Below are 17214 nucleotides of genomic sequence, written 5' to 3' on the forward strand. Positions count from 1 at the left end.
ACCTACTCGGCGTACGAAAAACCCCTCGTTTAAAGAGACGTATGGGGTGCTGAAGCAAACGACGGCCTAAAGGGTCAATTCATCCGCCGCCCATCGTAATGAAGAGCGTGACGTCCTTCGTGAAGCTCACCGCCTTGTGGCCTAACACGCCTTTAGGGATATTGAACGTACCGCCATAGCGAATCGTATGCGGACCAGGGGGGAGCTGAAGCATGAAGAAGTAACCGTCCCCCACCGCCGTGCCGGTTCCGCCATTCCCATTCGGGTTGAAAACCCACGGCGTCGGTGCAGTAAACGTGAACTGGCCGGTCGTCGTCCGATACGCCGTCACATTGGGGACTTGGGTGCCGTCGATGAAGACGAACAAGTCCTCGATGTAGTTAGCGAACTGCTGGGCAGTCGCCAGTTGGCCCGACGCTGTGGTTTGATAAAACGGCGTAGTCGGGTCGTCCAACGACGACGCCTCGATATCGAGCGTAGTCAGAAAGATGGCTTTGCCCGCCGGTATGACAATAGCCGACTGGTCGCAAGTTTCTACGGCATCCGGCGAGGACCAGTACCAGACGTTCCCGGTTTGTGCGGCCGAGATAGGGCGTTCCCAGGAGTTGCACTTGAAAAACGGGTGTGGCGGGTTATCGAGCGGCAACGCCAAAGACCATTGCCAAAAAGCCGTCTCCCACTCTGGGTAGGTCTTTCCCAAAAATGTCGCATTGGCCGGAATGATGACCGGTTGAGTCACGTTAGATGCAGGCGACAAGGCAGGCGTGGCCGACGTGACCATTACTGTGCCGCCATCATCACCCCCACCACAACTCGCCAGTGATGTCGCGACTGCTGTGACGACTGCCGATGCCAACAACGCCTTCTTGCTGAGTAGCGCCAAGCTTTTCATGGCGGACCTCCACTGATGACCCCAGCCGAGATGCCGCGTCGCGCAGAATAGCTCTTCAAGTCGGACCCCTCTTGGGCCCCTCGGTCTTTGAACGGTACTAGCCGGCGACGTTCTGTTTCATTTTTGGTTCGTTCTTCTTCACCACATAGATACAGAAAGTCGCAAATGTGACAGTCATCTGATTGTCGACTTACTGTTAATTTCGCGCTCCTCCCAGCAGGGCTTATGGAAATACGCCTCTGGTCGAAAGAAGACCCACTACACACGGTGAGTGGTTGGGACAAGACTGCCTGGCAATGAATTTCAGGCTTGTTGTCCACCTAACGGTGCCGAGTTGGTCAGCTCAATCTCTGCAGCAAAAGTCATACCGGTAAAGACTAAGCTGTTGATTTAATGCACATCATGGTGCGGCGCGACAAGCGTTTTCGGCTGAATATGTTGCACTTTGTATCAGTCCTGATACCAACCGCAACTGGCTCGGGTAATTGTTCTCGCTAAGTAGCATTGGGCGCTAATCTAGTTGTGAATATTTGCGGACAAGCTCACTGCTCAACTGTTGGATGGGTCTCATCGGGGGCTGTTGAGCGCGCGGCGCTGGAAGCCTCGCCCACACACCTTGGGCAAGCAAACCGTGAGAGTGCGCAGGGAGCCACCATGAAGCGTGTGATTTTTGGACGGAACATCCTCCATGGCGGTCAGTCTTTGGACAGAACACCGGCCACTGACCGTGAGACGACGTAATTTTGGACAACGGCTTTGTATGCGGGGCAGGTACGAGGCCTTGCTGAGGGCCAGCTCCGACAGTGACAAATGGGGTCGTGCTCACTCCGATAAAAAGGACTGCGATTGGAATTTGTATGCAGCGCCAGGAGGCGCGCGAATTTCGACATCCCCGGTCGCCGGCTGGCGGTCCTTGGCTACAAGTGGTTACTCTGAAGTCAAGTGAAGCTTCGGGAAGAATATGGCAGGCCGTCCATCAGTCCGATACGTTAGTAACGTGCGCCTCGCCGGAGCTCCTCTGTGACAGCTTGGGTCATCGGCATCACCTCGCGCATCGTCTCAAGTTCTCGTGCGAAAGCGCGCCGGTCCCATTTGACTTTGCGAATGCAAATGCCGCCGTCTACAGTCAGGTTGGCCTGTACATAGTCACCCTCATCGACGCCGATTTGGCGCGCAAAATCGGCAGGGATGCGCAGCGCCAGACTCCGGCCCCATCTTACGAATGTCAGAATCATGACGGCCCCTCCTTCGATATACATGGAGTCCCATCGGCGTTACCCCGTACGACCTTGTCGCCGCTATCGCCTATGTGAAATGCGAGCCCGCACCTGCCGGGACCTGCGTGGTTGTTACGAGAGAGGTCGTCCAAATGTGGCGTTTTTGGACAATGACGCCCCTACCAACCATGAACCGCTTTGTTTTTGGACATTGACGTGGTGATGTGGTCTGTTTTTGGACATCGTACAGCCCTGTGACCGATGCGGCGCGATGGACTAGTTATGCCCTCAGAGATTCGAGATAGGCCTTGTAGTCGAACGTGCTTCTGTCGAATCCCTTCAACTCACTCCACTTCCTACGCTTGCCCATCGGCTGAACAGGGGGAGCCCCCGCCTCTTGAAGGACACGCTCTAGGTCGTCGGATTCAGCGAGTTCGGCGAGCTCAACAATCGTGTACCGTTTCTGGTCGCATGACATACGTTTTCATATCCAGCGCCGGTCCTCTTGCCAGCATAGCTTGCGGTGGGAAGTTCGGCACAAGATTGCTGCGTGCTCGGCTCCTAGAAGGCTGGGCCAGCCAAGCGGAGCCATACGGTGAGCCGATGTCAGCTAGTCCATCGGCTCGGTGTTTTCCTGCTGCCAATGGACGACGTCGGCACGTCGCCAACGCAGAGGGTAGTTTGGGCCGAGATGGGCTGGCATTGGTAGCATCCACGGGCGGGTGGATAAGCGTCGGCGGATGGTGGCAGGAGTGACGCCTAGCATAGCAGCAAGGTCGTCGATGTCGAGGAATTCAGGATGTGTTTGCATCCCAAATATAGGACCGATTTTTATCCGCTAGGCGGTATCGGCATGCCGTGCGTCTCGGTCACCCTGCGGCGACTGCAACGAGAGTGACGACAGCGACTACCACCGCGAAGGCTCCAACGACCCAGACGAGCCGTATCGCAATTCTGTCAACATTTTCCTGCGATTCCGCGAATCGCATAAGTTTGTCTCTCGCCTTGACGAGAAGTCGCTTCAGCATGGTCTGCATTGGCAATGCGCCAGACCTGTCAGCATGCCATGCGCGCGCCTTACAATTCCTTGGGAGCGTCGGCGCCAGCGCTAGGGTCAGCGGAGAACCGCGCGAGATAGTCGTGGGTGACATCCCGGACGGTCGTGACCCCGTTCAGCGTCCGCCAGTTGTTCCACGCATAGTCGCTGTTGACATTGCCTCCAGGCCGCCCGTGCAGATGGTAACGGCGTCCCGAACGTGTCACACCGACGCGCCGCTCGGCGTCGAACGAGAGGATGCTCGAGCTGACCCGACCCTCGCGGTGAGGAAGTGCAAGTCCGACGAAGTGCTGGTTATCGCCGTTCACCTCCATCACCGACCAGGAGACGAGCACGACGTCGTCATCAGTGGGTTCGTCGTGGTAATCCCAGGTTGGCATAGCAGTACTCCGCAGTGAGGTGTGATTCCGGCTTCCTCGGCAGAGACTGACCGGTGGCATTGAGCGAGTTAGTGCTGAGATGCAACAGGGGTGCATCACACGAGTGCCGTGTTGAGGAAATCGATGTGGGCCGTTCTATGATGTCGTCAGCCATGTGTCGCGGCTCAAAAGACGGCATTTCAGAGGCGCTGCCAATGTGGTTAGCACGCGAAGCTGCCGCGATAGAAGGTCTGGACCACTTGCGCCGGCGCTAGCGCCGCAGCCAGCGGAAAATCGCGCGACCGAGCTCTTTCGTCGCGACCCGAACAACCAACGGTAGCGAGACGGCGTAATAGGTGTCAGCTGAGCTAACGCGCGGAGTTATTCGACCTGGCAATCCAATGGCAGCACGCGCGGTACGACGTAACCAAGCTCTCCGAGCTGCGCGGCAGAACAGACGTTCAGCCTCCTCGGCCGTTGCACTGACTACAGTGAATTCGTTGCCGTCAATGAAGCCGGTCAATTCGAACCCGTCAGCGCGCTTAGTGCGCCAACCTGTGTAGCCCCACGCGAAAATCTCGGTCGCCATTCTGCTCTCCTGGCATCATTGCTTGCAGCCGGCTCACATCAGAGTCGAGTCGGTCGGAGTGGCTCCGTCTCCCATCGCCTCGTCTGTGACGTCTCGGAAGTCGATTACGCCATTGACCTGGCACCATGAAATCCAGACGTACTCGCGGACTTCGTCATTCCAGCATCCTGGTGGGCCTTCGAGAAAGTAAGTGCGCCCTGAGCGCGTTACGCCGACGCGATTGGGTACGTCAAGCTCAACAATGACGGAACTGACGCGACATGTACCTCGTTCTGGGCGGGCCCCTACGAAATGGCGTGAGCCGTCACTAGTTTCCATAATTCGCCAGCCAGTCAAGCGAACTTCGGGTACGTCTTCTATCGACCTCGCGCGCCAAATGCTCATGATATTTCCGCTCGGTTCTGTACTGGCCACCGTGTAGCGAAAGGGGTGAACACGGAGAGCTTCGTAGACAGCATGTCAAGCAATGTAGAGTCGCCGCTCGCCTGCAGCTCATCCGTAGTCCCACTCTACGTAGAAGAGCAGCCGCAGCCTGCGCGCCAGCAACTTCTGCACAACGCTGTCTTCAAGGCCGACACCAGGCTGACAATGGACGAGCTGTTCGGGATAGGGTTCGAAACCGTCACGTCTGTCATCAATCGCGACCCAAGCCGTCAGCTGATGTTTCACGACATAACGACGAATCTGCTCGCCGCGCGAGAGGTCGGAGAACCCGGGCTCGTCGCCGACGTCGAGTTGAGTTGCTCCAATCACCCGCGCGCGCAAAGCGGGCGGTAGCGCGTCGCGTGCTCTCTCAAATCCAAGCACATGTACCCAATCGCTACTGATAACAATTTTTACATTGGGATACGGTTGCAGTGCTTGCTCGAGAATGCCCGCGAACTCAAAGAGGGTAACGCCTGGCTCGCTCGGCACTACGTGCCCTTCCGACACGTAGGCGTCGCAGCGATGCAAGCAATTGTCGTAGTCGACAAACAGCACATCCGGGGGCCGGAGCCGTCGAACTCTCGATTTGGAGTTCCCCTTCGTATCACTCATGGCGCTTTCGCTGTTCAGCTAACCAACACTGAACTTGCCGTAGCGTTGCGTCAGCAAATCCAATCGCCTCATTTACCTCAGCCGACGCTGCGCTCGCCGGTGCTTCGGAATCGGCGCAATAGTTCAACAAGCTCAATGCCGCCGACCGTTCATCTCGATTCCAGTCAAGCCAATTTCCTAGAAATGCGACCAGCAGACCAGTATCCACTTTGGTTTTGGGAATCCGGAACGACAGTGCGGACGCAACTGCAGCCGCGCAATGAAACACCACTGCTTTTGCGGCCTTCATTCGGACGGCATCTTCAAGTCCTAATGCTACCTCGTCATACGCCTTAAGCGCCGTATCCAGGTGACGACCAGCCTGAAGGAGGTCGAGCCCTTGACTGTGCTCAGCCCGTATGCGCTGAAACTCCTGTTCGGCCTGGATGATGTCGAAGCTTCCGTCCACCCCTTGGAGGTCAAGGCAATTCAGTAGAGCCATGTTTTCTGCGAAGTTGTAAATGGTGTGGAGACGGCGTCCAAATCGAAAACCTCTGACCAGACAAAACGTCATCGCTCGCCTTGAGCGATTGACGACTGAGCCGACTTGATAGCGAAAAGCCTTTACAAATCAGCGGGCTTATTGCTGTCAAAGGAATCCGGACTGACATACAGCACCTTCCGAACACCTACGGCTCTCGGAGCATTGTAGATGTATAGACAGTAGATGTATACACAGTAGATGTTTGCACATGTAGATTTTTAAGCCGAGTTTAGCCACTCTGCGCGGATGTCAAAAAGTGCAGAAAAGAGCTACGGCCGGCTAAGAGTCGCCGCAAATTTGCGAGCAGCTCGGCTTGCTGCCGGCCTATCTCAGGAGGACCTTGCAATCAAGGCTGGCTTCCATAGGTCCTACGTCAGTCAGGTGGAGCGAGGCATCACCAACATTACGATTGACAACGCCTGCAGGTTGGCGGATTTCTTGGGTGTCGACCTTGCAATGCTCTTTAGCGCCGAAGGTCTGACGAAACCCCCCAAATAGGCTGCGAAGCCCTGTTTTCAAATCGCCGTTGTGCTTGGGGGCTTCGCGAGGACGCCGGTCTCTCGCAATATGGTCTCGCGCAACTACTTTTCCCGGGCACACTTTGAAAAGCTTGCTGGCAGGCTGATGTCTCGTCGAGGGCGTTGTTCGAGCAAATCAAGAGCGGGTGAGTGCTGGGCGGGACGCGCCGCGACACCGTTGTGTCCCCTTTGCCCAGGAGGTGCGCCGACATTCCCAAAAGCATTCCCAAGGATTAGGTCGTGAGGCAGACCACCTTCGAGCGTTGCGCATAAACCGCGAAGCATACCGAGCAATAAAAAGTGATAATTATCACAATTGGTGATATATTATTGCTTTTAATTTGAGAAATGCCCCTCGACAAGCACGCATCCTCCCTTCAATGCGAAGCAATATGGCGGGAGATTGGTAACAGAGGTATGTAGTAAGAGTGGTTGCGGCATGATGGCCGTGCGCACGTCGCTGCGGGCGTCCGACCTGCCCGACAACCTGGGTCCGTTGCGCAGCGCGATCGAGCACGCCGTGCCGCATGGCCGTACCGGACAGGGTGGCCGGCGCGACGAAGGGGCCTGGGGCAACGTTCCGGCACAGGTGGACAACGTCTGGACGGACCTGGCGGCCGATTTCCGCCGCATCACCGACAAGTATCCGCAACTCGCACGCACCAACAACCGCATCCACCTGGGCACGCTCGGCACCGGCAACCACTTCATCGAAGTCTGTCTCGACGAGGCCGATGCCGTCTGGTTCATGCTGCATTCGGGCTCGCGCGGCGTGGGCAATGCCATCGGCACCACATTTATCGCGCTGGCGCAGCAGGACATGCGCCGTCACCTGGCCAATCTGCCCGATCGCGACCTGGCCTACCTGGTGGAGGGCTCCGAACACTATGACGACTACGTGTTCGCAGTGGCGTGGGCGCAGCAGTTTGCGCGGCGCAACCGCGAGCTGATGATGGCGAATGTGCTGGCCGCCGCGCGCCGCGTGATCGGCAAGCCGTTCAGCACGGAAGCCGAGGCGGTGAACTGCCACCACAACTACGTGCAGAGGGAGCGCCACTTCGGGCAGGACGTGCTGGTCACGCGCAAGGGCGCGGTGAGCGCACGCGCCGGCGAGCTGGGCATCATCCCGGGGTCGATGGGCGCGCGTTCGTTCATCGTGCGCGGCAAGGGCAACCCCGAGTCGTTCTGTTCATGCAGCCACGGTGCGGGCCGTGCCATGAGCCGTACCGAGGCCAAGCGCCGCTTCAGCGTGGCCGACCAGGTGCGCGCAACCGAAGGCGTGGAATGTCGCAAGGACGCCGCCGTGATCGACGAGATCCCGATGGCCTACAAGGACATCGATGCGGTGATGGCGGCCCAGTCCGACCTCGTGGAAATCGTGCACACGCTGCGGCAGGTCGTGTGCGTGAAAGGGTAAGGCGGGGGCGCGGCCCGGATCGGGTCATCACGGGCAAGAATCTGTTCGGCAGCGCACGGAACGCTATGCGGGATGGCGGCAGATTGGCAGTCGGATACAGGCCAACCGGGGATCCTGATGCGCGCCTTCCTCACCCTGCCCATCATGTTTGCATCGCTGCTGATGGCCGGATGCAACACACCTCCCATCCCCCCGGGAAAGCCGGTCGATATTCCCACCGCCCTGCAACAGGTGACAGACAACCTGTGCGCGTTCAGGAAAGACCTCGAGGCGCGGGGGCAGGGCCGGGGAGTCGCCATCGATTCGGTCACGGTGGAGCTCGATCTGACTGTCGACGGTTCAAGGACGCCCCAGATCGCAGTGGCTCCAGACGTCCAGTTCATGCCGACCGTGGCCTACGGACACACCATCACGGAGGCGAAGGGCAGCCGGCTGACAATGACGCTGAAGAACGTTGGCGCTGCCGGTTCATCGGGAGGCATGGATTGCGCTTCCCTCAAGCCTGCAAACTAGCAAGGAAAGACACGTCTGCGGGTGTGGTAGCGGCAAGGGCGCGCAGTTCGCGCGGCTTCAGCGCGCGAACTGCGCCAGCACCGTGCCGATCGCCGCCAGGCCCGACTCCAGCATGTGCTGCATGTAGCTGCCCATCTGCGGCATCACCAGCGACAGCACCAGCAGGCCGCCGGAAAGCGTGACCGGAAAACCCACCGCGAAGACCGACAGTTGCGGCGAAGCGCGGTTGAGAATGCCCATGGCCAGGTTCAGGGTCAGCAGCGCGGCAATCATCGGCAGCGCCAGCAGCAGCCCGGACGAGAACACCATGCCGCCGGCGCGCGCCACGGCGTGCCAGCCTTCGGCAGCCACCGGCGTGGCGCCGATGGGCAGGCCCTGGAAGCTGTCGACCAGCGTGCCCAGCATCAGCAGGTGCCCGTCCAGCGCCAGGAACAGCAGCATGGCGATGATGTTCAGGAAGCGCGACAGCACCATGGTCTGCCCGCCCGCGGAACGGTCGAAGAGGGACGCGAAGCCCAAGCCCATCTGGAGCCCGATGATTTCACCAGCCTGCTGCACCACGGCGAACACGAGCCGCATGGTAAAACCCGTGGCCAGGCCGATGCCGACCTCGTTGAGGATGATGATCAGCCCTTCCCACGAATAGACCGGCACCACCGGCAGGTTGGGCAGGGTGGGCGAGACCACCATCGCGATGAGCGCGGCGAGCCCGATCTTGACGCGGCGCGGGATGGTCGATTCCCCGAACAGCGGTGCGGTGCCGATCAGCGCCAGCAGCCGGAACAGCGGCCAGAGGAAGGCCGCGATCCAGCCATAGAGCTGCGCGTTGGTGACTTCGATCACGGCAGGGCGCTGGTTGCGGCGAAAACGAGGGGAAGGCGGTAGGCGGTTGCGGCGTCAGTGCGCCAGGGCGGGAATGCCCTGGAGTATTTCGCGCATGTAGTCGACCATGGTGTTGACCATCCACGGGCCGGCCAGCACTAGCGTGATGAACAGCGCGACCAGCTTCGGGATGAAGGTCAGGGTCATTTCGTTGATCTGCGTGGCGGCCTGGAACAGGCTCACCACCAGGCCGGCGGCAAGGGCCACCAGCAGCGGCGGCGCCGCCAGCATCAGCGTCATCTTCATCGCGTGGGTCGCGATGGTCATTACGGTTTCCGGAGTCATGGCCAGGGTCGGTCTGTGCGGGTCAGTTCATGAAGCTCTGCGCCAGTGAGCCCAGCAGCAGCTGCCAGCCATCCACCAGCACGAACAGCATCAGCTTGAACGGCAGCGAGAGGGTGGCCGGCGGCACCATCATCATGCCCATGGCCATCAGCACGCTGGCGACGACCAGGTCGATGATCAGAAACGGGATGAAGATGGTAAAGCCGATCTGGAACGCGGTCTTGAGCTCGCTGGTGACGAAGGCCGGCACCAGGATGCTCATCGGCACCTCTTCGGGGCCCTGCATCTCCGGTGCCTTGGCCATCTGCGCGAACATGGCCAGGTCCTTCTCGCGGGTCTGCTTGAGCATGAAGCCCTTGAGCGGCTCGGCCGCCTTCGCCATCGCGGTTTCGAGGCTGATCTTGTTTTCGGACAGGGGCTTGTAGGCGTCGTTGTAGACCCGGTCCAGTACCGGCCCCATCACGAAGAAGGTCAGGAACAGCGACAGGCCGACCAGCACCTGGTTGGGCGGCGACGAGGCCGTGCCGAGCGCATTGCGCAGCAGGCCCAGCACGATGATGATGCGGGTGAAGCCCGTCATCATCAGCATGGCCGCCGGCAGGAAGCTGAGCGAGGTCAGCAGGACCAGGGTCTGGATCGACAGCGACCAGATCTGGCCGCCGCCGGGGCCGGGCTTGCTCGTCACGCCGGGCAGTGCCTGTGCGAGCACGGGGGCAGGGATGACGGCCAGCGCCAGCGCGGCCAGCAGCAGGGCGCCGCCCGCGGCCACCGCGTGAGGATGCGTCTTGCGCCGCGACGTGGCGGCGCGCTGGATGTTCATGACTTGAAGTTTTCCTGCATCGAGCGCAGCAGCTTTTCGGCAAAGCTGCCGCCGGAATTCTGGCCACCGGGCCCGGACGGGGCCGATGGCGCGGCCTGTCCCGCCGGCATGCTGTGCAAGGTGCGGATCTCGCCCGCGCTGACGCCGAGCACCAGCCAGGTGTCGCCGACTTCGACCAGCACCAGCCGCTGGCGGGCGCCGAGCATGGTGCTGCCGATCACCTTCATCATGCCCTGCGGCCCGTGGCGGACCAGGCCCGCACGGCGTGCCGCCCAGGCCAGCCCGAGGATCAGCGCGATGATGCCGAACAATCCGAGCCCGGCCTGCGCGAGGCTGGCCGCGCTGCTGACGGCGGCGCCGCCGCCTTCGGCAGCACGCGCCAGGCACGGCGCGCCGATCGCCGCGAACGGCAGGACGGCACGCCGCAGGCGGGCGGCGGCGTTCATTTGTTGAGTTTGCGGATGCGTTCGGACGGCGTGATGATGTCCGTCAGGCGGATGCCGAACTTGTCGTTCACCACCACCACCTCGCCCTGCGCGATCAGGTAGCCGTTGACCAGCACGTCCATTGGCTCGCCGGCCAGCCCGTCCAGTTCCACCACCGATCCCTGCGCCAGCTGCAGCAGGTTCTTGATGGGCACCTTGGTGCGGCCCAGCTCGACCGTGAGCTGTACCGGGATATCGAGGATCATCTCGATATCGTTGTGGAAGCCGCTCGGTGCTTCCTTGGCCAGCGGCGGGAAGACGGTGGCGGCGGCCGGGGTGGCGGCCGGTGCCGGGGCTTCGGCCGCAGTGGCGCTGGTCTGTTCAGCCAGTGCGCTGGCCCAGTCGTCCATCGGATCGACCGGCTTGTCCTCGATGCCGTCAGTCATGATCGGTTTCCTTGTTGGAATCGCTGTCTTGGTGATTGATCATTCGCTCTACCCGCAGCGCGTACTGGCCATTCATCGTGCCAAAGCCGCATTGCATGACGGGCACGCCGTTCACCTTGCCGAACACGTGCTCCGGCAGCTCGATCGGCAGCACGTCGCCGGCGCGCAGCGCCAGCACTTCCGCCACGGTGCTCTGCACTTGCGTGAACTCGGCCACGACTTCCACATCCGCGGCGCGCAGCTGTTGCGACAGCTTCGCGAGCCAGCTCTTGTCGACCTCCTTCTCGTCCTGCAGCGGATTCATCAGCAGGTCCTTGAGCGGCTCGATCATGGCGTAGGGCAGGCAGACATGGAGCTGCCCGCCCACGGCGCCGAGTTCGATGTGGAAGGCGGTGGTGATCACGGCCTCATTGGCCGTGGCGACGTTTGCAAACTTGGTGTGCATCTCCGAGCGGATGTACTCGGTCTCGATCGGATGCACGGTGCGCCAGGCATTGCCGTAGCTGCTCAGCGTCATCTCCAGCATGCGCTGGATGATGCGCTGCTCGGTCTGGGTGAAGTCGCGGCCTTCCACGCGGGTGTGGAAGCGGCCGTCGCCGCCGAACAGGTTGTCGACCACCAGGAACACCAGGTTCGGGTCGTACACGAACAGGGCCGTGCCGCGCAGCGGCTTCAGGTGGACCAGGTTCAGGTTGGTCGGCATCGGCAGGTTGCGCGCGAAATCGCCGAACTTCTCGATGCGCACGCTGCCCACGGTAATGTCGGCGCCGCGGCGGATGAAGTTGAACAGCGCCGTGCGCAGCGAACGTGCAAAGCGCTCGTTGATGATCTCGAGCGTGTGCAGGCGTCCGCGGATGACGCGTTCCTGCGTGGCCAGGTTGTACGGGCGAACCCCATCCTCGTCGACCGCGGCGGGCTCGCTCGCCTTGGGCGTGTCGGCTTCGCCGGAAACGCCCTTGAGCAGCTCGTCTACCTCGTCCTGCGAGAGGAACTTGTCATAGGCCATTTGATGTCCTGCCCCTTATGCTGCGGTGTAAGTCGAACTGTCCATGTCCGCGTCAGCGCGCACGGCGGCCTGCCGGCGTGCAGGTGCGCGGATGGCGGCGCTGGAATCCGGATGGCAGTCTCATATCGGGTTGGCTGTCGGGGCAGGGCAAGTGCTTACTGCACCACGAAAGAGGTGAACAACACGTCCAGCACGCGTTGCGGCGGCAGCCCGGCCGCGAACGGCTGGTTGATCGCATTGCGGATGTCGTCGGCCAGCTTGCGCTTGCCATCCACGGTGGAGAGCTCTGCCGGTTGCCGTGCCGACAACAGCAACAGGATGCGGCTGCGGGCCTCGGGCAGGTACTGCGTCATGCGCGCCTGCGTCTCGGCGTCGGCAACCTTCAGCGACAGGCCGGTATGCAGGAAGCGGTCGCCATCTTCGCCCTTGAGGTTGACGGTGAAAGCGTCCAGCGGCACGAAGATGGGCGGCGGGATCACGGGCGCGGCCGGTGCGGCGGGTGCCGCCGGTTGCCGGTTGCCCAGGATGCTGCCCAGCACGAAGCCTCCGGCGCCCAGAACCAGGACCAGCACGCCGCCGCCGATCAGCAGCATGCGGCCGCGCTTGCTTGCGTTGCCGCCAATCTGGGAAGGAGAAGCCGTGTTCGCCATGAGAAGCCTGTGTCGGAATGCCTGCCATTCTTGCGGAATCGCAGGCCAGCAAAGGGCCGAAAAAAAGGGGGAAACCCTTTCAGCTTGGCCGTTTGAGCAGAAAGGGAGCAGGCATGGCTGCGCCAGCGGGCGTGTGGTGCGCGCCTGCTGCATGGTTAACGCGCCGTGGTCGCCGAACTTGAGTTACCGGCACAAGGAATCCGGTGCTGCCGTCGTCCCTGATGGGATCGCGGCGGCGCTCGCATGCCTGGCATCGCTGCCAATCCCTACTACACTAGTCGGGTAGTCGATCATGCGGGTCGGTGTGATTCATTGTTGCTAAGTGCTTGTTGTAAAAGCAATTTTGTATTTTTACTCTTATATAAGATATAAGACATTTGACCGAGCCGGTGCTTCGGACTACAATCGCGACGTCACGGAATTTCTACAACCAATTACTCAGCAGGTTCCCATGCTTGAAAACTATCGCGCCCATGTCGCCGAACGCGCCGCGCTTGGCATCCCCCCGCTGCCCCTGACTGCAAAGCAGACGGCCGAGCTGATCGAGCTGCTGAAGAACCCGCCCGCCGGTGAAGAGCAGACCCTGGTTGAACTGATTACCAACCGCGTGCCGGCCGGCGTGGATGACGCCGCCAAGGTCAAGGCCTCGTACCTGGCCGCCGTCGCGCTGGGCAAGGAAAAGTGCGTGCTGATCAGCCGCGCCAAGGCCACCGAGCTGCTGGGCACCATGCTGGGCGGCTACAACATCTCGCCGCTGATCGAGCTGCTGGACGACGCCGAAGTCGGCACCGTCGCCGCTGACGCGCTGAAGAAGACCCTGCTGATGTTCGACGCCTTCCATGACGTGAAGGAAAAGGCGGACAAAGGCAACGCCAACGCCAAGGCCGTGCTGCAGAGCTGGGCCGACGCCGAGTGGTTCACGAGCCGTCCGGAAGTCCCGCAAAGCCTGACCATCACCGTGTTCAAGGTGCCGGGCGAAACCAACACCGACGACCTGTCGCCGGCCCCGGACGCCACCACGCGCCCGGATATCCCGATGCACGCGCTGGCCATGCTGAAGAACAAGCGCGAAGGCGCGGCGTTCCAGCCGGAAGAAGACGGCAAGCGCGGCCCGGTCAAGTTCATCGAATCGCTGAAGGACAAGGGCAACCTGGTCGCCTACGTGGGCGACGTGGTCGGTACCGGCTCTTCGCGCAAGTCGGCCACCAACTCGGTGCTGTGGTTCACCGGTGAAGACATCCCCTTCATCCCGAACAAGCGTTTCGGTGGCGTGTGCCTGGGCAGCAAGATTGCCCCGATCTTCTACAACACCATGGAGGACGCCGGCGCGCTGCCGATCGAGCTGGACGTGTCGAAGATGGAAATGGGCGACGTGGTCGAGCTGCGCCCGTACGAAGGCAAGGCCCTGAAGAACGGCGCCGTAATCGCCGAGTTCAAGGTCAAGTCCGACGTGCTGTTCGACGAAGTCCGCGCCGGCGGCCGCATTCCGCTGATCGTCGGCCGTGGCCTGACCGCCAAGGCGCGCGAAGCGCTGGGCCTGGCCCCGTCGACGCTGTTCCGCCTGCCGCAGAACCCGGCTGATACCGGCAAGGGCTACACGCTGGCCCAGAAGATGGTCGGCCGTGCCTGCGGCCTGCCGGAAGGCAAGGGCATCCGCCCGGGCACCTATTGCGAACCGAAGATGACCTCGGTGGGCTCGCAGGACACCACCGGCCCGATGACGCGCGACGAGCTGAAGGACCTGGCCTGCCTGGGCTTCTCGGCCGACCTGGTGATGCAGTCGTTCTGCCACACCGCCGCCTATCCGAAGCCGGTCGACGTGAAGACCCACCACACGCTGCCCGAGTTCATCAGCACCCGTGGCGGCATCTCGCTGCGCCCGGGTGACGGCGTGATCCACTCGTGGCTGAACCGCATGCTGCTGCCCGACACCGTCGGCACCGGCGGCGACTCGCACACCCGCTTCCCGATCGGCATCAGCTTCCCGGCCGGTTCGGGCCTGGTCGCCTTTGCCGCCGCCACCGGCGTGATGCCGCTGGACATGCCGGAATCGGTACTGGTCCGCTTCAAGGGCAAGATGCAGCCGGGCGTGACCCTGCGTGACCTGGTCAACGCGATTCCGCTGTACGCGATCAAGCAAGGCCTGCTGACCGTGGCCAAGCAAGGCAAGAAGAACATCTTCTCGGGCCGCGTGCTGGAAATCGAAGGCCTGCCCGACCTGAAGGTCGAGCAAGCGTTCGAACTGTCGGATGCCTCCGCCGAGCGTTCGGCCGCCGGTTGCACGGTGCGCCTGAACAAGGAACCGATCATCGAATACATCAACAGCAACATCACGCTGCTGAAGTGGATGATCGCCCAGGGCTACCAGGATCCGCGCAGCCTGCAGCGCCGCATCGAGGCCATGCAAGCCTGGCTGGCCAAGCCGGAACTGCTGGCGCCGGACGCCGACGCCGAGTACGCCGCCGTGATCGAGATCGACCTGGCCGACGTGCACGAGCCGATCGTGGCCTGCCCGAACGACCCGGACGACGTGAAGACGCTGTCGGAAGTTGCTGGCGCCAAGATCGACGAAGTGTTCATCGGTTCGTGCATGACCAACATCGGCCACTTCCGCGCAGCCTCCAAGCTGCTGGAAGGCAAGCGCGACATCCCGGTCAAGCTGTGGGTCGCTCCGCCGACCAAGATGGACCAGAAGCAGCTGACCGAGGAAGGCCACTACGGCGTGTTCGGCACGGCCGGCGCGCGTACCGAAATGCCGGGCTGCTCGCTGTGCATGGGTAACCAGGCACAGGTGCGCGAAGGCGCGACGGTGATGTCGACCTCGACCCGCAACTTCCCGAACCGCCTGGGCAAGAACACCAACGTGTACCTGGGCTCGGCCGAACTGGCCGCGATCTGCTCGCGCCTGGGCCGCATCCCGAGCAAGGACGAGTACATGGCCGATATTGGCGTCATCAACCAGAATGGCGACAAGATTTACAAGTACATGAACTTCGATCAGATCGAGGACTTCAAGGAAGTTGCCGATGGCGTGACCCTGTAAGGTTCGCGGCGGCGGCGGTCTAGTAGTAGACCGCCGCAATGGGCCAGACCAAAAAGCCCCGATGTCATCACGTCGGGGCTTTTCTCATTGGTGCGGCAATCCGTGCACAGGCCCGATTGTTTTGCGATTCCGCGATGCCGGATCCGAGGGACGCCTGGACTCAACGGCTGAGGGCCGTCCCAGAGTCCCGTCATGGCGCGAATGTCCTAATGTGACGACGCACCGGTTCTACCTCCCAAGTCGTTTATATCGGGCGAGTTATCCGCCTGGAACGGTCCGAGCACAGGCCGCTCGTTTCCGGGGTGGGCGCTACCTTGTAGCACGAGCCCACCAGCAGGATGAACGGGTTGCCGTTCCCGGCTAGGGATGGCAATGACAAGGTCCGACAAGAGCTGGCCCGCGGGCGATAGACTCACTGCTTCCCGAGTTTGACGAGCAAGGCGCGGGCCTCCCGCAAGTCAACGGTGTCGAAGCCCTCGCTAACCAGCCGTAGGTCTCGTACAACACCATTTTTGTATACCCCGATTGGTGTATTCGAGTCCGTTGCCAGGAAGGGAGGTTGCTTGGCTGGTGCAGCGCTCAATAGGCTCTTGTGAATCCCCCATCATGCAGCAGGTTCACGCCGGTGATGTGGTCGGAGAAGGGGGATAACAGGACTTCGACCGCCAGAGCCACCTCATCCGGGCTTCCATACTTGCGCAAGGGAATGTTCGACGTTTCCGTGGCCACTCGCTCATCGAAGGTCATGCCGGCCCGGGTGGCGCGCTGGCCGATCGACGCCACATAGTCCGGGGTAAGCGTGCCGCCGAGAGAGAGGGTATTGACGTGAATCCCTCTCTCGCCCAACGCGAATGCCAGCGTCTTGGCCTGAGCCAGCCATGCACAGCGCAGGACGTTGCTGGTCGCGTAGTTTCCAAGCGCTTGCACCGAGGTGATGGCGGAAATGATGACAATTTTCGCCCGGCGTCCCTGGGAGGGTTCCGGCTGCATGATGGAGATCGCGCTCTTGAGAAGTTCAAGGGGGCCGATAAAGTGGCTCTGAAACAGCTGGCGCCACGTGTCCGGTGGAGGCTGGCATTCCTCGGTGGGCCGCATCTGGGGTGGCATCAGTACCACGCCGTCCAGGACGGTCCCTTTCGCTGCAAGCTCACGCGAAAACGATAGGACAGAGGCATCGCTGGACATGTCGACAGAGATCCAGCGGAATGACTGCTCGCCAGGCCCTTTGAGCCTTGCGCAGGCGGCTTGCAGCTTGGCAATGTCGCGCGCGGCGAGAATCAGCGAATTCCCTGCTTGCGCCAGTCTTGCGCAGACGGCGCTCCCGATGCCACCGGTAGCCCCAGTGACCAGGATGACTCTGCTTGTCTCGGACATGTCGCTCTCCCGCAGTAGCTTGTATCCTGCCATGCCGACAGCAGCAATCCGGACAGGGCGATGGCCGGCATTCCGAGCCTGGAGGGAACGCCCCGCCTATGTCTGATATTTATAGTGCACGAGAGGTGCCGCCGGCGAACGGCCGGCCTCGCTTCGCGTC

The 17214-nt window shown here is 61.5% G+C and carries 17 protein-coding genes and 1 pseudogene; 4 read left to right on the top strand and 14 right to left on the bottom strand.

The features are described 5' to 3' along the window. Positions 1-79 precede the first annotated feature (79 nt). The 6 genes from CupriaWKF_RS22935 to CupriaWKF_RS22960 all read right to left on the bottom strand — a co-directional run bounded on the left by CupriaWKF_RS22935 (position 80) and on the right by CupriaWKF_RS22960 (position 5633). Positions 80-892, bottom strand: a complete 813-nt coding sequence (locus CupriaWKF_RS22935; RefSeq protein ID WP_276103028.1) for a hypothetical protein — start codon at positions 890-892, stop codon at positions 80-82. A gap of 989 nt (positions 893-1881) precedes the next feature. Next, complete coding sequence (locus tag CupriaWKF_RS22940) at positions 1882-2127, bottom strand: AbrB/MazE/SpoVT family DNA-binding domain-containing protein (protein ID WP_276103029.1); 246 nt, start codon at positions 2125-2127, stop codon at positions 1882-1884. 1059 nt (positions 2128-3186) lie between these two features. Beyond that, positions 3187-3546 (bottom strand): hypothetical protein, encoded by a 360-nt coding sequence (locus CupriaWKF_RS22945; RefSeq protein WP_276103030.1) that lies wholly within the window; start codon positions 3544-3546, stop codon positions 3187-3189. Between the two features lie 250 nt (positions 3547-3796). After that, a complete protein-coding gene (locus CupriaWKF_RS22950; protein WP_276103031.1) occupies positions 3797-4114 on the bottom strand; it encodes a hypothetical protein in 318 nt (105 codons plus the stop codon). 492 nt (positions 4115-4606) lie between these two features. Beyond that, a complete protein-coding gene (locus CupriaWKF_RS22955) occupies positions 4607-5152 on the bottom strand; it encodes an HAD domain-containing protein (protein ID WP_276103032.1) in 546 nt (181 codons plus the stop codon). Then, the gene (locus tag CupriaWKF_RS22960) at positions 5145-5633 is read right to left on the bottom strand and encodes a hypothetical protein (RefSeq protein WP_276103033.1); all 489 of its coding nucleotides are present in this window, start codon (positions 5631-5633) and stop codon (positions 5145-5147) included. Before CupriaWKF_RS22960 ends, CupriaWKF_RS22955 begins: the two co-directional genes overlap by 8 nt. Positions 5634-5921: 288 nt before the next feature. Here CupriaWKF_RS22960 and CupriaWKF_RS22965 point away from each other — a divergent pair, with 288 nt between their 5' ends. From CupriaWKF_RS22965 to CupriaWKF_RS22975, 3 genes and pseudogenes are all read left to right on the top strand, one after another. Continuing rightward, on the top strand, positions 5922-6173 hold the full coding sequence (locus CupriaWKF_RS22965) for a helix-turn-helix transcriptional regulator (protein WP_276103035.1): 252 nt from the start codon (positions 5922-5924) through the stop codon (positions 6171-6173). 450 nt (positions 6174-6623) lie between these two features. Continuing rightward, positions 6624-7610 (top strand): annotated as a pseudogene (locus tag CupriaWKF_RS22970) (RtcB family protein); the annotation flags it as partial. A gap of 117 nt (positions 7611-7727) precedes the next feature. Continuing rightward, positions 7728-8123 carry a hypothetical protein gene (locus tag CupriaWKF_RS22975; protein WP_276103036.1) on the top strand — a complete coding sequence of 132 codons (396 nt, stop codon included), beginning with the start codon at positions 7728-7730 and terminating at the stop codon, positions 8121-8123. 57 nt (positions 8124-8180) lie between these two features. Here CupriaWKF_RS22975 and fliR read toward each other — a convergent pair whose 3' ends face one another. From fliR to fliL, 7 genes are all read right to left on the bottom strand, one after another. Continuing rightward, positions 8181-8966 carry a flagellar biosynthetic protein FliR gene (fliR, locus tag CupriaWKF_RS22980; RefSeq protein WP_276103037.1) on the bottom strand — a complete coding sequence of 262 codons (786 nt, stop codon included), beginning with the start codon at positions 8964-8966 and terminating at the stop codon, positions 8181-8183. A gap of 54 nt (positions 8967-9020) precedes the next feature. Beyond that, positions 9021-9290, bottom strand: a complete 270-nt coding sequence (gene fliQ, locus CupriaWKF_RS22985) for a flagellar biosynthesis protein FliQ (RefSeq protein WP_276103039.1) — start codon at positions 9288-9290, stop codon at positions 9021-9023. 22 nt (positions 9291-9312) lie between these two features. Next, positions 9313-10110 carry a flagellar type III secretion system pore protein FliP gene (gene fliP, locus CupriaWKF_RS22990; RefSeq protein ID WP_276103040.1) on the bottom strand — a complete coding sequence of 266 codons (798 nt, stop codon included), beginning with the start codon at positions 10108-10110 and terminating at the stop codon, positions 9313-9315. Further along, positions 10107-10556, bottom strand: coding sequence for a flagellar biosynthetic protein FliO (fliO, locus tag CupriaWKF_RS22995; protein ID WP_276103041.1), 450 nt, complete (start codon positions 10554-10556; stop codon positions 10107-10109). Before fliO ends, fliP begins: the two co-directional genes overlap by 4 nt. Then, on the bottom strand, positions 10553-10981 hold the full coding sequence (gene fliN, locus CupriaWKF_RS23000) for a flagellar motor switch protein FliN (protein WP_276103042.1): 429 nt from the start codon (positions 10979-10981) through the stop codon (positions 10553-10555). The genes fliO and fliN overlap by 4 nt, the downstream gene beginning before the upstream one ends. Next, entirely contained in the window at positions 10974-11987 is a 1014-nt protein-coding gene (gene fliM / locus CupriaWKF_RS23005) for a flagellar motor switch protein FliM (RefSeq protein ID WP_276103043.1), read from the bottom strand. Before fliM ends, fliN begins: the two co-directional genes overlap by 8 nt. Positions 11988-12142: 155 nt before the next feature. Further along, positions 12143-12637 (bottom strand): flagellar basal body-associated protein FliL, encoded by a 495-nt coding sequence (gene fliL, locus CupriaWKF_RS23010; RefSeq protein ID WP_276103044.1) that lies wholly within the window; start codon positions 12635-12637, stop codon positions 12143-12145. 451 nt (positions 12638-13088) lie between these two features. On the opposite strand from fliL, the gene acnB reads away from it, so the two are divergent. Next, complete coding sequence (gene acnB / locus CupriaWKF_RS23015; RefSeq protein ID WP_276103045.1) at positions 13089-15680, top strand: bifunctional aconitate hydratase 2/2-methylisocitrate dehydratase; 2592 nt, start codon at positions 13089-13091, stop codon at positions 15678-15680. A 579-nt stretch (positions 15681-16259) separates the two neighbouring features. Here the strand turns inward: acnB and CupriaWKF_RS23020 are convergent. Continuing rightward, positions 16260-17054, bottom strand: coding sequence for an SDR family oxidoreductase (locus CupriaWKF_RS23020; RefSeq protein WP_276103046.1), 795 nt, complete (start codon positions 17052-17054; stop codon positions 16260-16262). Positions 17055-17214: the final 160 nt, after the last annotated feature.

The sequence above is a fragment of the Cupriavidus sp. WKF15 genome (genome assembly GCF_029278605.1).
In the GTDB taxonomy this organism is placed as follows: domain Bacteria; phylum Pseudomonadota; class Gammaproteobacteria; order Burkholderiales; family Burkholderiaceae; genus Cupriavidus.

Bases quoted from the DNA above. Each gene is read 5' to 3' on its own strand.
- CupriaWKF_RS22940 (WP_276103029.1), bottom strand. From the start codon at position 2,127: ATGATTCTGACATTCGTAAGATGGGGCCGGAGTCTGGCGCTGCGCATC.
- CupriaWKF_RS22950 (WP_276103031.1), bottom strand. From the start codon at position 4,114: ATGGCGACCGAGATTTTCGCGTGGGGCTACACAGGTTGGCGCACTAAG.
- fliM (WP_276103043.1), bottom strand. From the start codon at position 11,987: ATGGCCTATGACAAGTTCCTCTCGCAGGACGAGGTAGACGAGCTGCTC.
- fliO (WP_276103041.1), bottom strand. From the start codon at position 10,556: ATGAACGCCGCCGCCCGCCTGCGGCGTGCCGTCCTGCCGTTCGCGGCG.
- CupriaWKF_RS22935 (WP_276103028.1), bottom strand. From the start codon at position 892: ATGAAAAGCTTGGCGCTACTCAGCAAGAAGGCGTTGTTGGCATCGGCA.
- fliQ (WP_276103039.1), bottom strand. From the start codon at position 9,290: ATGACTCCGGAAACCGTAATGACCATCGCGACCCACGCGATGAAGATG.
- acnB (WP_276103045.1), top strand. From the start codon at position 13,089: ATGCTTGAAAACTATCGCGCCCATGTCGCCGAACGCGCCGCGCTTGGC.
- CupriaWKF_RS23020 (WP_276103046.1), bottom strand. From the start codon at position 17,054: ATGTCCGAGACAAGCAGAGTCATCCTGGTCACTGGGGCTACCGGTGGC.
- fliN (WP_276103042.1), bottom strand. From the start codon at position 10,981: ATGACTGACGGCATCGAGGACAAGCCGGTCGATCCGATGGACGACTGG.
- CupriaWKF_RS22965 (WP_276103035.1), top strand. From the start codon at position 5,922: ATGTCAAAAAGTGCAGAAAAGAGCTACGGCCGGCTAAGAGTCGCCGCA.
- fliL (WP_276103044.1), bottom strand. From the start codon at position 12,637: ATGGCGAACACGGCTTCTCCTTCCCAGATTGGCGGCAACGCAAGCAAG.
- CupriaWKF_RS22960 (WP_276103033.1), bottom strand. From the start codon at position 5,633: ATGGCTCTACTGAATTGCCTTGACCTCCAAGGGGTGGACGGAAGCTTC.
- CupriaWKF_RS22955 (WP_276103032.1), bottom strand. From the start codon at position 5,152: ATGAGTGATACGAAGGGGAACTCCAAATCGAGAGTTCGACGGCTCCGG.
- fliP (WP_276103040.1), bottom strand. From the start codon at position 10,110: ATGAACATCCAGCGCGCCGCCACGTCGCGGCGCAAGACGCATCCTCAC.
- CupriaWKF_RS22975 (WP_276103036.1), top strand. From the start codon at position 7,728: ATGCGCGCCTTCCTCACCCTGCCCATCATGTTTGCATCGCTGCTGATG.
- CupriaWKF_RS22945 (WP_276103030.1), bottom strand. From the start codon at position 3,546: ATGCCAACCTGGGATTACCACGACGAACCCACTGATGACGACGTCGTG.